The 13259-nt window shown below is 69.2% G+C and carries 13 protein-coding genes; 12 read left to right on the forward strand and 1 reads right to left on the reverse strand.

Annotated elements, in window-relative coordinates:
* Window positions 1-86: 86 nt before the first annotated feature.
* The 12 genes from OG357_RS05435 to OG357_RS05490 all read left to right on the forward strand — a co-directional run bounded on the left by OG357_RS05435 (window position 87) and on the right by OG357_RS05490 (window position 11489).
* Window positions 87-1778 carry a hypothetical protein gene (locus OG357_RS05435; protein ID WP_329620044.1) on the forward strand — a complete coding sequence of 564 codons (1692 nt, stop codon included), beginning with the start codon at window positions 87-89 and terminating at the stop codon, window positions 1776-1778.
* Window positions 1778-2734 (forward strand): thymidylate synthase, encoded by a 957-nt coding sequence (locus OG357_RS05440; protein WP_329620045.1) that lies wholly within the window; start codon window positions 1778-1780, stop codon window positions 2732-2734. The genes OG357_RS05435 and OG357_RS05440 overlap by 1 nt, the downstream gene beginning before the upstream one ends.
* The gene (locus tag OG357_RS05445) at window positions 2734-4461 is read left to right on the forward strand and encodes a carbamoyltransferase family protein (protein WP_329620046.1); all 1728 of its coding nucleotides are present in this window, start codon (window positions 2734-2736) and stop codon (window positions 4459-4461) included. The genes OG357_RS05440 and OG357_RS05445 overlap by 1 nt, the downstream gene beginning before the upstream one ends.
* A complete protein-coding gene (locus OG357_RS05450) occupies window positions 4458-5510 on the forward strand; it encodes a glycosyltransferase family protein (RefSeq protein ID WP_329620047.1) in 1053 nt (350 codons plus the stop codon). Before OG357_RS05445 ends, OG357_RS05450 begins: the two co-directional genes overlap by 4 nt.
* Window positions 5511-5606: 96 nt before the next feature.
* Window positions 5607-6119 carry a topology modulation protein gene (locus tag OG357_RS05455; protein ID WP_329620048.1) on the forward strand — a complete coding sequence of 171 codons (513 nt, stop codon included), beginning with the start codon at window positions 5607-5609 and terminating at the stop codon, window positions 6117-6119.
* Between the two features lie 31 nt (window positions 6120-6150).
* Window positions 6151-6996, forward strand: coding sequence for a class I SAM-dependent methyltransferase (locus OG357_RS05460; protein ID WP_329620049.1), 846 nt, complete (start codon window positions 6151-6153; stop codon window positions 6994-6996).
* Window positions 6993-7757: a phosphotransferase gene (locus OG357_RS05465; RefSeq protein ID WP_329620050.1), complete on the forward strand. Its 765-nt coding sequence runs from the start codon at window positions 6993-6995 to the stop codon at window positions 7755-7757. The genes OG357_RS05460 and OG357_RS05465 overlap by 4 nt, the downstream gene beginning before the upstream one ends.
* Entirely contained in the window at window positions 7754-8413 is a 660-nt protein-coding gene (locus OG357_RS05470) for a histidine phosphatase family protein (protein ID WP_329620051.1), read from the forward strand. The genes OG357_RS05465 and OG357_RS05470 overlap by 4 nt, the downstream gene beginning before the upstream one ends.
* Window positions 8410-9246, forward strand: a complete 837-nt coding sequence (locus OG357_RS05475; RefSeq protein WP_329620052.1) for a phosphotransferase — start codon at window positions 8410-8412, stop codon at window positions 9244-9246. The genes OG357_RS05470 and OG357_RS05475 overlap by 4 nt, the downstream gene beginning before the upstream one ends.
* 29 nt (window positions 9247-9275) lie before the next feature.
* The gene (locus OG357_RS05480) at window positions 9276-10277 is read left to right on the forward strand and encodes an NAD-dependent epimerase/dehydratase family protein (RefSeq protein ID WP_329620053.1); all 1002 of its coding nucleotides are present in this window, start codon (window positions 9276-9278) and stop codon (window positions 10275-10277) included.
* Between the two features lie 14 nt (window positions 10278-10291).
* Window positions 10292-11086 (forward strand): 3-deoxy-manno-octulosonate cytidylyltransferase, encoded by a 795-nt coding sequence (locus OG357_RS05485; RefSeq protein ID WP_329620054.1) that lies wholly within the window; start codon window positions 10292-10294, stop codon window positions 11084-11086.
* A gap of 49 nt (window positions 11087-11135) precedes the next feature.
* Window positions 11136-11489, forward strand: coding sequence for a MazG-like family protein (locus OG357_RS05490; RefSeq protein ID WP_329620055.1), 354 nt, complete (start codon window positions 11136-11138; stop codon window positions 11487-11489).
* Window positions 11490-11560: 71 nt separating this feature from the next.
* Here OG357_RS05490 and OG357_RS05495 read toward each other — a convergent pair whose 3' ends face one another.
* Window positions 11561-12859: a helix-turn-helix transcriptional regulator gene (locus OG357_RS05495; RefSeq protein ID WP_329620056.1), complete on the reverse strand. Its 1299-nt coding sequence runs from the start codon at window positions 12857-12859 to the stop codon at window positions 11561-11563.
* Window positions 12860-13259 lie beyond the last annotated feature (400 nt).

The raw sequence follows: 13259 nt of genomic DNA on the forward strand, positions 1-13259 counted from the left end.
TGGTCGGCGAAGGTGCCCTCAAAAGCATGCGTGCCGATGGAATCACCACGGGTGATCTGGAGTCCCTGCCGCTCGACGGGCACCGCGTGGAGACGCTGGTCGACCACGTGATGAGGGAGCTCGAGGCGTACGGCGCCGACCTCGCAAGTACACCGGGCGGTGCCGGGTGGCTGTACACGCAGCACGTGCCGACGCGGCGCCTGGTGACACAGCTCGTACGCAAGCTGCTGGCTCTCAGCACCTGGAAGCCCTTCGCGAAGGCTCCGGGACCGCTGGGGCTGGCACCGTACGAGGGTTTCGTCGGATTGCGGTCGAGCAGCTCCCGGGAGTACCGGGCCTACACCGTCACGTGGTCCGGCGTCGCGTACGTACTGGGAGCCGCGGCGCCGTACAACCCGCTGCGTTCAGCTCAGTTACGCGGCCTTCCCCCTGTTCCCTTGGCCACCGCGGCGCCGAGTCCACCTCCTTCGGAACTTCCGCAGAGCGACGTCGTCGCGTTGTCGTGGTCCTCCCGTCATGCGGGCACCCTGCTCCCCGTCCTCGACGAGCTGGCACGCACCGGCCAGACGAGTCTCGTGATCGACCTGGCCACCGATCCGGCGGAACGATGCCCGGCGCCCGAAGCCGAGGGCGTGAGCATCTGCTCGCCCCCGGCCGCACTCCTCAACGTCTCCGGCAACGTAGACCGCCTTCGCCTGCCGGACGACGATCACGTCGTCCAGGTGGAGGAGCACAGCCTTCACCTGGCGCGACTGGTGCGGCTCGTGTCGGTGGTCCTGGAGACGAGCGGGGGATGTGCCCAGCCGTCATGGCGGTCGGTCATCCGAACGGAGACGTGGCTGGACGGAGTCCTCTCCGCGGTCCGGCCACACACGGTGCTGGTCAGCAACGACACCAGCCCCCTGGGCGCAGTCGCGGTGCACACCGCAGACCGCCACGGCATCAACACCGTCCACGTCCAGCACGGCGCGTGGACGGCGCGGTCGGTCGCGTGGCCGGCACTGCACAGCCGCGACATCGTCGTCATGGGCGAGCGTGACGTCCCCCTCGCAAAAGCCTGGGCGCGTCATCCGCATGCCGAGGTCCACGTCCTGGGCCAGCCCCGCTTCGATGCGCTCGCCGGGCTCGACCGCGAGGCTCAACGGCGCTATCTGGAGGACCTGCTGGCTCCTGGCACGCGCAAGGGCCCCACCCGCATCGCGGTGTGGGCCTGCCAACCCTTCGGACCCGATCGGCTCGCGGCCCAGGCCGACCTTCTCCTGGACGGACTGTGGAGGGCGGAAGGCGATTGGGGGCTCGTCATCGCCCCACATCCCGCGCAGAGCATCGACGTCTTCGGCGCTCTGCTCCAGCGGGACGGGAAGCCTCTCGTGGCCGTGGCCGATCCAAGGGTCGGCGCACGGGGCTGTCTCGCCGGCGCCGATGCGGTGGTGAGCGCCTATTCGACGTGTGGCATCGAGGCGGCCCTGCTCGATGTGCCAGTCCTCGAAATCGGCTCGCCCGGAGAACACACGCTCAGACTCGCGAAGCACGCTCTCGCGCGGCGCTGCAGCAGTGCCGACGACGTCGCCGACTCAGTCTCCGAGCTCCTGGAACCGCACCATCCGGCCGCTCAGACGGCGAAGGACGGTGTGTGCCGGTGGCGCGGCGACAGCGCCGCGCAGGTCGCGCAGCTCGTCCTGCGCCGCGCCGGCCACGCCATGAGCCACGCCCCCGTACACGACGAGGCCCACGGCACCGATTCCGGTGTGCCGCAGGGCGAAGGAGTTCCTGCCTGATGACACACCTGACCGCCGACAGCGTCGCCGAGCTCTTCGTCGGTGCCGTCGCCCTAGCCAAGTCCGGCGAGCGAATCAGCCCGCGGGGCATGGCGACCCGCGAGGTGCTCGACGTCCACATGCTCCTGACGCAGCCGCGAGCCCGCCTGCTGTACGCGCCGCCGGCGCGCGTCATCAACCCCGCGTTCGCGGTGGCGGAGACCGTGTGGCACCTCTCCGGCTCGGACGCCCCGTGGATCTTCGACTACAACACGCGCCTGCGGCAGTACGCCGACGACGGTGTCCTGCGCGGCGCGTACGGCCCGCGGATGCGGAAGTGGGCGGGCACGGTGGACCAGCTGCGCCGCGTCGTCGAGATCCTCAAGGAGGACCCCGACTCCCGCCGGGCCCTGATCCAGCTCTACGACCCGGCCCAGGACGCCGCCGGCCACAAGGACGTGCCCTGCACGCTCGGCTTCCGCTTCTACCTGCGCGCCGGCCGCCTGCACATGTCGACCACGATGCGCGGCCAGGACGTGTGGATCGGCATGCCGTACGACCTGTTCTTCTACACCACGCTGCACGAGCTGGTGGCGGGCTGGCTCGGCGCCGAGCTGGGCGAGTTCCACCACCACGTCGGCTCCCTGCACATCTACGAGAACCACCTCGACCAGGCCGACGCGCTGGCCTCGGTCACCGCGAGCGCGACGATGCCGGACCTCACCACGCCGTGGAACGGCTTCGACGACCTCCTCGACCAGGTCCAGGCCCGGGACGTGACCGGCCACCCGGGCTGGGACACGATGGCCGAGACGCTGCGCAGTTACCGGCTGTGGAAGGACGGCCGACGTGACGACGCGGAACGGTTGGCCGACAAGATCGACGGACCCCTCGGTCAGGCGCTGGCCGCTTGGTACGGCGAGCTGAATACCCGGACCAGGACCTCCCCCAAGCCCGAGCAGGCGGGGACGAGGTGATGGCCGCCGTCAACCGCGCACCCTCCGTCATCCTCGGGCTGTGCGCCTACACGCACGACTCCTCCGCCTCCCTGCTGGTGGACGGGAAGCTGATCGGCTTCGTCGAGGAGGAGCGGCTCTCCCAGCAGAAGCACACCAAGGAGTACCCGCGCCACGCCGTCGAATGGCTGCTCAGCGAGGCCGGGCTCTCCGCCGCCGACGTGGACGCCATCGCGTACAACTTCCAGCCCGCCCGCTACCTCGTCGAGTCCCCGGCCGCCCTGCGCCTGGCGCTGTCACCGACGACGCGCGACCGTGCGCTTCCGCGGGCTCGCGGCTTCGCCAAGGTGGCGCTGCGCACCCACCTGCGGACGCGCGCCCTCGGACGGCGGTTCCCCACCGCCCGCGTCTCGCCCGTCCTGCATCACCGGGCCCACCAGCTGGCGGCCTTTGCTGCGTCCGGGTGGGATGAGTCCGCCGTGCTCGTCGTGGACAGCCTCGGCGAGCGGCAGACCACGACCATCGCGCGCGGGCTCGACGCGCTCTGCCCTTCCACTCGCACCCTGGAAGCGATCAACGATCCCGCCTCACTGGGGTACGTGTACGGCGCGGTCACCGAGCATCTGGGGTGGCGCCGCGGCGACGAGGAAGGCACCGTCATGGCGCTCGCTGCCCTCGGCGATCCCGAGCGATTCCGGCACCTCTTCGCGTCGGCCGTCCGCACCACGCCGACCGGCTTCCTCTTGGACCCGGCCTACTTCCCCCCACGAGTGCTGACGTCCGGCTACCCGAGGACGTCTCGCCGTTTCGTGGACGAGACCTGCCCCGAACGCCACCCGAACGAGCCGCTCCTGGACGTCCACCGGGACCTGTCCGCGGCCCTCCAGGAGCGCACCGAGCAGGTGATGCTGCACCTGGCCCGCCGGGCACGGATGATCACCGGATCGCGCCGTCTGTGCGTCGGCGGCGGAGTCGCCACGAATTGCGTGAGCATCGGCCGGATCATCGAAGCCGGCATCTTCGACGAGGTCTTCGTCCCGCCGGCCCCCGGCGACGCCGGGACCGCGATCGGGGCCGCCATCGCCGTACATACCGACAGCCGGAGCCGGCGGCCGGTGTCCGGTGTCGCCCGGGCCGGCTACCTCGGCCCGTCGTACCAGTACCAGGCCCTCGACCTCACGCCGTGGCCTGGGCTCCAGCAGAAGACGCTGGGCGTCGAGACCGCCGAGTTCCTCGCCGACCAGCTCGCCCACGGCATGATCGTCGGGCTCTTCCAGGGCCGAATCGAGGCCGGACCCCGCGCTCTGGGGAACCGGTCGATCCTCGCTTCTCCGCTGGAGCCCGGGGTCGTCGAGCGGCTGAACGCCACCGTGAAGTTCCGGGAGCCGTTCCGCCCCTTCGCCCCCATGGTCCTGGCCGAACGTGCCGCCGAGTTCTTCACCCTGGGCCAGGAGGGGCCGTACATGTCGATGGCGTCCGGCGTGACCGACAAGGCGCGTGAGCGCGTGCCAGCCATCGTCCACGCCAACGGCACCTCGCGCCTCCAGACCGTCACCCGGTCTCAGAACCCTTTCATGCACGAGGTGCTGAGCGCCTTCGCCCGCCGCACCGGGGTGCCCGTGCTGATCAACACCTCGCTCAACGTCAAGGGCAAGCCGATCTGCGGGACGCCGGCCATGGCCCTGGACTGCCTGGCCAACTCCGGGCTGGACGCCCTCCTGCTCGAAGGGCGGTGGATCACCAAGTGAAGATCGGATACAGCTTCTGGGGCTTCCTCGGCAACGGGATCACCGACACACCGGACGGGGGCCGCAGCCACCGCCGCCCTCTGATCGACGCCCTCCTCGACCGCGGGCACGAGATCGTCTTCCTGCAGGCCAACCGCGACCTGCTCGAAGCCGGCGACGACCTCGGCGGCGCCTACGCCTTCGACAGCGCCCGGCCGGACATCGACGTCCTGTTCCTGGAGTGGCGCTGGGCCGTCGACGGCCGCAACACCACCGCGTGCGACGCCGAGGACCACACCTGCGACCTGCATCGCCAGGCCGAGCTCATCATGCGGTACACCGTGCGTCGCGGGACTCCGACCGTGATCTGGGACAAGGACCGCAAGCTCCGACCCGAAAGCATGTGGCGCCGTTCCCCGCGTACCGCGGTGTGCGAGGCGGCCCTCGAACCGACGCCGGGCGCACACCGTCTGCTCTTCCCGGTCGAGGACCGCCTCCTTGAGCAGGCGGATCCGGCCGCACTGGCCGCGAAGCGCCGGGACATCGTGCTCGGGTACGTGGGCAACCAGTACGACCGGGACCAGCACTTTGACCGCTTCTTCTCCCCCGCCGCCGCGTGCTTCGATCACCTGGTCGCCGGCAAATGGCCGAGGACGAGCCGCTGGCCGCACGTCCGCTTCCTCGGCAGGATCCCCTTCGAGGCAGCTCACGGCGTCTACGGCAGATCCTTGGCCACGGTGCTCATGCTGCCCGAGCGATACGCCGCGGTCGGGCAGATGACGCAGCGCATCTTCGAGGCGGTGCTCGCCGGCTGCCTCCCGCTCGCCCCCGCCGACATCCTGCACGTCGACCGGTTCGTGCCCGCGGAGCTGATCGTCAGGTCGGGCCGTGAGGCGATCGAGCGTCTGTCCTACCTCCAGCGCATCGCTGGCACCCAGGAGCACGCGGACCTGATCGCCGCATGCCTGAACCGCTTGGACCTGTTCCGGCTGAGCAGGCAGGTCGATGCTCTGGAGGCCGTCCTGGAGACAGCCGTCGGCCCCGTCGCGGTGGAGCGGGGAGCGGCCTGATGCAGCTGACCACCCAGGCCGTCGTGCCTGGATCATCCGGACGTGTCCCGCCGGGCGGTCCGGCCGGGCATCCGATCGACTCTACGCTGGAGCACCATGAAGAAGGTCGCCATCGTCGGCTGCGGAGGCAGCGGCAAGTCGTTCCTGGCGCGCGAGCTGGGCGGGATTCTCGACGCCCCGGTGACGCACCTGGACGCCGCGTTCTACGACGACGAGTGGAACGCGCTGCCCTTGGACAAGTTCGCCGACCTGCAGCGGGAGCTGGTCGCGCAGCCGCGGTGGGTGATCGACGGGAACTACAACTCGACTCTGCAGATCCGGCTCGACGCGTGCGACACCGTGGTCCTGATGGACGTGTCGACCGTGGCGGCGCTGTACGGGATCTTCTCCCGGCAGATCCGGCACGGGGCCGGGCACAAGGGCAACGGGGTGCACAACCGCATCAACTGGGGCGTGATCAAGTACGTGGCGACGTACCGCAGCAAGATGCGCCCTCGCGTCCTGTCCAAGATCGAGGAGTTCGCTACCGGCCGGGCCGAAGTAGTGCTGCTGTCCAGTCGACGTCAGACGCGGCGCTGGCTGCGGAAGGTTGCCGCCGAGCACCTCTGAGCACTCCGCGCCCCCGAGGGGAGGGTGCGGCGTGAGCATCACCAACCCCTTCCTGGACCCCAGCCGTCAGGCGGAGCTGTACGGTCACGCCTCCCGGCTGGCCGGGCGATCCAACGCCCTACTGCGTGCCAAGACCGCCGGTCGGCCTGTACCAGACGCGATCGTCCAGTTGGTGCGAGCGCACCACCATCGGCCGGATCGTCTGGGTCTGGTGCTGGACGTCGGCTGTGGTCGCGGCACGAGCAGCATGGCCCTCGCCGAGCAGCTCCGGCCGCGGCACGTCATCGGGCTCGACGCCGCCCCCGCCCTGATCGAACAGGCTCGCCGGCGCGCCCGTCACGTGGCCGGCCTCCACCTGAGCTTCCTCAGGGGTGACTTTCACCAGGTCCCCCTGCCGACCAGCTCGTGCGATCTCGTCGTCGCCGCGTTCTGTCTGTACCACTCGACGCACCCGCAGACGGTGATCGCGGAGCTCGACCGAGTTCTCCTCCCCGAGGGCCTGGCCGTGCTCGTCACGAAGGACCTCGACAGCTACCAGGAGATGGACGAGCTGGTTGCCGCCGCCGGTCTCGATCTGCGGGCCACCGGGCACGAGAGCCTGTACGTCTCGGCGCACGGCGGCAACCTCGCCGCCCTGGCCTCTCCGTCGCTCGACGTGCTGCACACAGAAGACGAGGAGCACAGCTTCACCTTCGACGGCCACGACCACGTGGCCGAGTACCTGGCCACCAACCCGAAGTACCACCTGCCTCCCGGTCTGTACGGGGACCCGGGTGCAGTGGCAGCAGCTCTGCGCGGCGTCCTGCCCGATCGGCCGCTGACCACACAGTCCGTTGTCACGTTCGTCGTGGCTCGGTCCAGGGGAGGCCGATCATGACGGCCGAGCGCTTCACCAAGTACTACGAGACTCCCGCACGGGTCACCGCCGCCGTCCGCCACCACATCTGGATCGCCGAGCACGCAACTCCTCTCCAGCAGCCTTCCGTGACAGGTGTCGGGCCGACCAGCGTGACATTCGAACGCGTCGAGGGCCGTGCGGCCCGGCCGGAAGACCTGACGATGCTGGCGGAGCTGCTGGGCAATGCACATGGTGCTGCCTGGACCAGCGACCTCAGGTCGGCCCCACTGACGACGCCACACCGCTTCCAGGACGGCGCCGCGTTCGGCGACTACCTGGGTCCCCGGCAAGCGGCCCTGCGGCGGCGGCTGGCACAGGGGTTTCTGCCGGACAAGTTCGCCCTGGACACGATGCTCACCCTGCTGGAGAAGACCGGCGAGGGGCCCACCGCCTTCTACAAGGACTGCAACCCCCGGAACTTCCTCATCACGGAGACCGGTGCCGTCTACACGGTCGACACCGACGACCTCACGCTCGCCCCACTGGCGTACGACCTGGCCAAGCTGATCGTGACGTTGATCGCGACGTACGGTCCGCAGCCGGAGGGTGCCGTCTCCGCGGCCCTGGCGGCTTACAACCGAGCCGCCGCATCTCATGACGTCCGACTCGGCGCGACGGGCCGTGAACGGCTCGACGACTTCGTCGCACTGCACGCCGTCCTCACGGCCCCGTACGCCGGGCGCAACGGCTACTGCCACGGCTGGCTGCCCGGCCATCACCGACCCCGAGGTTCCGCATGATCACGACCGAACTCGTCTTCGTTCGCCACGGCGAGGCGCAGTGCAACATCGACGGCGTGGTCGGAGGGCCGCGCACGTGCACCGGACTGACCAACCTCGGCTATGCACAGGCCGAGCGTGTCGCGTTACGGCTCGTCACCGAGCACCGTGAGAAGCCCTTCGACGCGCTCTACGCCGGCCCGCGCATCCGCCTGCGCCAGACCGCCGAGATCATCAGTCAGGCCCTCCAGATCCCGATGCTCGTGGACGAGCGCCTCGACGGTCCGGTGCACGGCGCCGCCGACGGCCTGCCTTGGACGGACGTGAAGAACGCTGCCGACGGCGGGCCTCATGCCCACCCCGATACACCGTGGGCCAAGGGATCCGACACCTGGAACGGCTATCTGGAACGCGCCGGCGGCTTCCTCCAGCAACTCCTCGAACGACATGAGGGCGACCGTGTCCTGTTCGCGGCCCACGGTGAGACGGTGATCGCCGCGAACACCCTGCTCCTGGGAGTTCCGATCGGTTCGCCGGCGGGGTTCGCCGTGTCCCACGGCTCCATCACGCGGTGGCAGCACCATCTCAACCGGCTGGGACAGACGCGGTGGATGCTCGACCGGCACAACGACACCGAGCACCTGACGACTCTGACCGCAGCGGAGACCGGCTCGTGATCGCGGCCTTCGACGACCCGCGCATCGAACTGGCCCGCGACACGGTCGGCGCCGTCCGGGTACTCGCCGACCCGAAGCTCCCGCCCCGCCTCCTACGCCTGGCGGACAGCCGCGGACGAGAGTTCTTCGCCAAGCACCACAGCGAGCGGGAGCGCTACGTGCGGGAGGTCCACTCCTACGGCGAGTGGGTGACCTACCTGAACGGCCATGCTCCCAGGATGGTTGCTCGCCGGGACGCGACGTGCACGCTCTTGCTCACGAGCTTCCCCGGTGCGAGCGCGGACACGCTGGCCCCGGGATCGCCCGAGGAAGAGCAGGCCCACTACGAAGCCGGCCGAGTGCTGGGGACTCTCCATCACATCACCGTGCAGCCGCGTACCGGTGCCATCGGTGCGGAGCTGGCACAGCGTCTGGGTTCGTGGATCACCCGGGCAGACCGGGCCGACCTCATCTCCACGGCCGAACAAAACCTCCTGCGTCACAGTGCGGACGTCCTGGCAAACACCCTCATGGACAGTGCGGTGTGCCACCTCGATTACCAGCCCCGGAACTGGCTCGTCGGTCCCTCCTTCGGGCTGTGCGACTTCGAGCACATGCGTCGTGACGCCCGGATCCGCGACTTCGCGCGGCTCGAGTTCCGCCGATGGCAAGCAGCGCCCCAGCTCCGGAAGGCGTTCTTCGCCGGCTACGGCACGACGCTGACCGATACCGAGCAGCGCCTGCTGGAGTCCTTCGGCGCCATCGAGGCGGTCACCTCCCTGGTACGCGGACACGAGCAGGACGACCTCGCCCTCAGCACCCACGGCCGCACCGTCCTGGCCCGGCTGACCTGACATCCCCTCCCTTCACTCTGGAGACCTCTGTGTCACAGCACCTGCCCCACGTCACCACCGCCTTCCCACGGCGAGCGGTGGTGACCGGCGCCGCCGGCTTCATCGGCTCCCACCTCGCCCACACCCTGGCCCAGGCCGGGACCGTCGTCATCGGCGTCGACCGCCGGAACCCGGCCGTCGACCACACGGCCGCGGCCAACCTCGCCCCGCTGCACGGGCTCCCCGGATACGTCCACATCACCGCCGACCTGCTGAACTGCGCCATCGACCCGCTCCTGATCGACGCGGACGTCGTCTTCCATCTGGCCGGAGTACCCGGCGTACGTCCGTCATGGGGACCGCAGTTCGGCGAGTACGTCGCCTCCAACATCCTGGCCACCCAGCGCGTGATGGAGGCCGCCACCCGGATCGGCGTGCCACGACTGGTGGTCGCCTCATCCTCCAGCGTCTACGGCCCCACCAGCGGCGGTGCGAGCGTGGAGACGGATCAGCCGCGACCCGCGTCTCCCTATGCGGTCACCAAGCTCGCCGAAGAGCAGCTCTGCCTGGCGCACGCCACGCAGGCCCACTGCTCCACCAGCGTCGTCGCCCTGCGGTACTTCACCGTCTATGGTCCCCGGCAGCGCCCCGACATGTTCACACACCGCGTCCTGCGGGCCGCTCTCACCGGCCAACCGCTGCGCCTGTACGGAGACGGACACCAGCGGCGGGACTTCACGTACATCGACGACGCGGTCTCCGCCACGATCGCGGCGGCCACGACGCCGAACGCGAGGGACGTCATCAACGTGGGCGGCGGCTCCAGCGCCTCACTGCTCGAAGTGATCGGCATCGCGCGGAGCCTCGTCGGCCGCGAGATCGAGGTGCACCAGGAGAACCCTCGGAGCGGCGACGTCCTCACGACCCGCGCCAACCCCGGACGCGCCCACGAGGTCCTGGGATGGCAGCCACAAGTCGACCTCCACAGTGGCATGCGCTCCCACATGCAGGCCCTCACCGCCGAGCCGGCCGTATACGGCCGGGCGGCATAACCAGGGAGAACGCCGTGGCCGCCACCACAGCGCAGCAGACCGCAGCACGCCACCGCATCGCCATCATCCCTTGCCGCTGGGGCTCTTCCCGTTTTCCGGGTAAGCCCCTGGCACAACTCGAAGGCAAGCCCCTCTTCTGGCACGTCCACCAGCGCTGCCTGGAGGCGGAACGCCTCGACGGTGTGGTGGTCGCCACGGACGACGAGCGCATCGAGGAGGTCTGCGACCAACTGGGCATCGAGTGCGTACGCACGGGAGAGCACCTCACCGGCACCGACCGTGTCGCGGAGTGCGCCGAACACCTCGCGGCCGACGCGTACATCAACGTCCAGGGCGACGAGCCGTTCATCGCCCCGGCCGCGATCGACGCAGTCTCCCGGGCGCTGGACGACCTGCCCCCTGGCGCACTCGCGGTGAACGCGTACACGGAGCTGGACAGCGCCGGCGCCGTGCTCGACCACAACGTCGTCAAGGTCGTCGTCGGGACCGGCGGGAAGGCCCTGATGTTCTCCCGGAACGCGATCCCGTACCCGCGAGCGGGCCGCCCGACGTACCTCCGTCAGCTGGGGCTCTACGGCTTCACGCGCGAGGCTCTCAGCCTCTTCCGCCAGCTCCCGCAAGGGCCGCTGGAACGAACTGAAGGCGTGGAAATGCTGCGCTTCGTCGAGCACGGCCACGGCGTCCAGATGCTCGCCGTCGTGGACGACGGCGTGGCGGTCGACACGCCGGAGGACCTCGTGAGGGCCGGCGCCATCCTCCAGTCCCGAACGGGCCGATCTGCCCACGCGGAGCCGTCCATGCTGCGATGACGCCCCTTGGCCGCGGGCAAGCCCGCCCCTACGCATATGAGGAACCTTGATGAGCAACGACCCGTGGAACACGATCCGCACGCTTGCCGCGCTCTTCACCCAGCTCGACGCCGGGCGCGGCATGACTCCGGAGGAGCAGTGGACCCTGCAGGTCCTGAAGATCTCCGAGGAGGTCGGCGAAGCCGCCCAGGCCGTCATCGGCGCCCGGGCGACGAACCCCAGGAAGGGACAGAGCCACACCTGGGACGACGTGCAGGAGGAGGTCACCGACTGCGTGATCACCGGCATGGTCGCCCTGGCACGGATGCGTCCTGACGACGCCCCGGACTACTTCGCCGCCGTACTCGCGAAGAAGGCGGCGAAGTTTCTGCCCGCCTCGGCCGGGGCTACTGAAGGCGCATAGCCGCGTCGGCTTTCGTCCGCCGGCTTCCGGCTCGGTGCGCTGCACTCAACGCGCCGAGCCGGAAGGCTCCGTCATAGCTCGTCGGTCGGATCCCACACGTACGGCAGGGTGTTGTCGGCTTCCCACAGGTCCCGGCGAATGGCCTCAAGCAGCTGGATACGCTGCTTCAACTGCGGTACCAGTTGCTGAATCCGGTCGACCGCTTCCTTCGGCTCGGCAGGGAGGACGGTGCGGGTCAGCAGCATCATCTCCTTCCTGGCGTCCTTGTTGATGGCTGCTTGCGGCACACGCACGATGACGGTGTACGCGTCGACCTCGGAGATCCCCCACTGCCCGTCGGCGTCCCGGACGGCCCAGATCACGGAGTGGGTCGACGGAGAGAGGGTGAGCCGGGTGTCGGGGCCGATCATGCCGCTCAGCACGGGAAGATCGACTCCGTCGTCACCTGCGAGAGCGGCTGCCTCTTCCGTCGTGACCACCGACGGCCTCTTGGTCAGCGAGTTGGCGATCCGACGCCTGGAGGCGTCGTCAAGGGACTCCGCCGACGTCGAGGTGGGCATCTCAGGATTCGCGTTCTCGACCCAAGCGTTGCGCGCCCCGCCAAGCGGGTCCGTCTCGGTGTCTCCTTCGTCGCTCCACCACGTGATCACAACGAGTCGGCAGTCGGGCAGACTCGCCGGGTAGAGGACGTGGGAGACAACGTCGACGGTCTCCCAGCCGAGCGCGGGCAGGGACATCTTGAACACGTGCCCGTCCCGGTTGACGGAGTGGCCGGCGTCCCCCTCCCATATGCGCGCCACGTCAGCGTCCTTACAGACGTCGCCGATCAGCCCGAGCAGCTCCGGGTCGTCGCCGTGCCCGGCGAGCGCGTACTTGAGCATGCGTACATAGGCAGCGACGTGCTGGTGCCAGTCGTGGTACTGAACACGGGCCTCCTGGCTGGTCAGAGCCCAGCGCATGAGGTTCGCACCCGGCTCCATGACCCAGGGCCACCACTCAGCCATGGCTTGGTTGTAGGCGAGGATGTTCCACTTCGCGTCGCACAGGTAGGTGGGGTCAGGCATCTGCTTGTCCACCAACAGGCGCAGAGCGCTGCGTACCCGGGAGTCGCCGCCGGCGTCCGGGTCAGCGGTGTTGAGCTGGTTGTACAGGAGCAAGGCGTGATGCTCATCGCGGTCGAGCTGCAGCAGGTCAGCCAGGTTGTCGCACTGCTCGCGGTCCAAGCGGCGGGCGGTGGCCCCTCGCTCCAGGTCGCGGTACCAGCGCTCCGACTTGAGGATCGCCCGGGCGACCTCTTCCTGAGTGACGACTCGCCCTCGCCGTCGGCCGGCGGCCTTGCGCCAGGCGCGGAGCTGGCCACCGAATCCCATCACCTGGCCGGCGGTCGGTGTTCCCTGCGCGGCGCCGAGGGGGGTCTCCTGGCTCTCGCCTCCGTCACCGACGGACCGGCTCCCCTTCGTGCTCATCTGAGCTGTCCCCTCTCCATTTACACGTGTACTTGTCCGAGAAGGCGACATTGCCTAGATCGAGGCGCACCAAAAAGGGGCCGCCGCAATATGCGCCGACCCCGCCCTCAATCTCCCTACTCCAGAGTACGTGATCATTTCCGGACCGCTTGACCAAGATCGAACCTCTGTGGCGGACGCCACTTCCACAATCGAGGTTGTTTACAGATAAACCACAACGAGTGCGCCTTCGCGGCGAATCGGGCATTCGACCGGCAACTAATTTCCGGTTTCAAAACCGGAAAAAGATTGCCGCTTTTTCGCA

Source organism: Streptomyces sp. NBC_01255 (assembly GCF_036226445.1).
In the GTDB taxonomy this organism is placed as follows: Bacteria; Actinomycetota; Actinomycetes; order Streptomycetales; family Streptomycetaceae; genus Streptomyces.

Coding starts and splice junctions, on each gene's coding strand:
- OG357_RS05440 (WP_329620045.1), top strand. CDS start 1,778: ATGACACACCTGACCGCCGACAGCGTCGCCGAGCTCTTCGTCGGTGCC.
- OG357_RS05445 (WP_329620046.1), top strand. CDS start 2,734: ATGGCCGCCGTCAACCGCGCACCCTCCGTCATCCTCGGGCTGTGCGCC.
- OG357_RS05455 (WP_329620048.1), top strand. CDS start 5,607: ATGAAGAAGGTCGCCATCGTCGGCTGCGGAGGCAGCGGCAAGTCGTTC.
- OG357_RS05465 (WP_329620050.1), top strand. CDS start 6,993: ATGACGGCCGAGCGCTTCACCAAGTACTACGAGACTCCCGCACGGGTC.
- OG357_RS05470 (WP_329620051.1), top strand. CDS start 7,754: ATGATCACGACCGAACTCGTCTTCGTTCGCCACGGCGAGGCGCAGTGC.
- OG357_RS05490 (WP_329620055.1), top strand. CDS start 11,136: ATGAGCAACGACCCGTGGAACACGATCCGCACGCTTGCCGCGCTCTTC.
- OG357_RS05495 (WP_329620056.1), bottom strand. CDS start 12,859: ATGGGATTCGGTGGCCAGCTCCGCGCCTGGCGCAAGGCCGCCGGCCGA.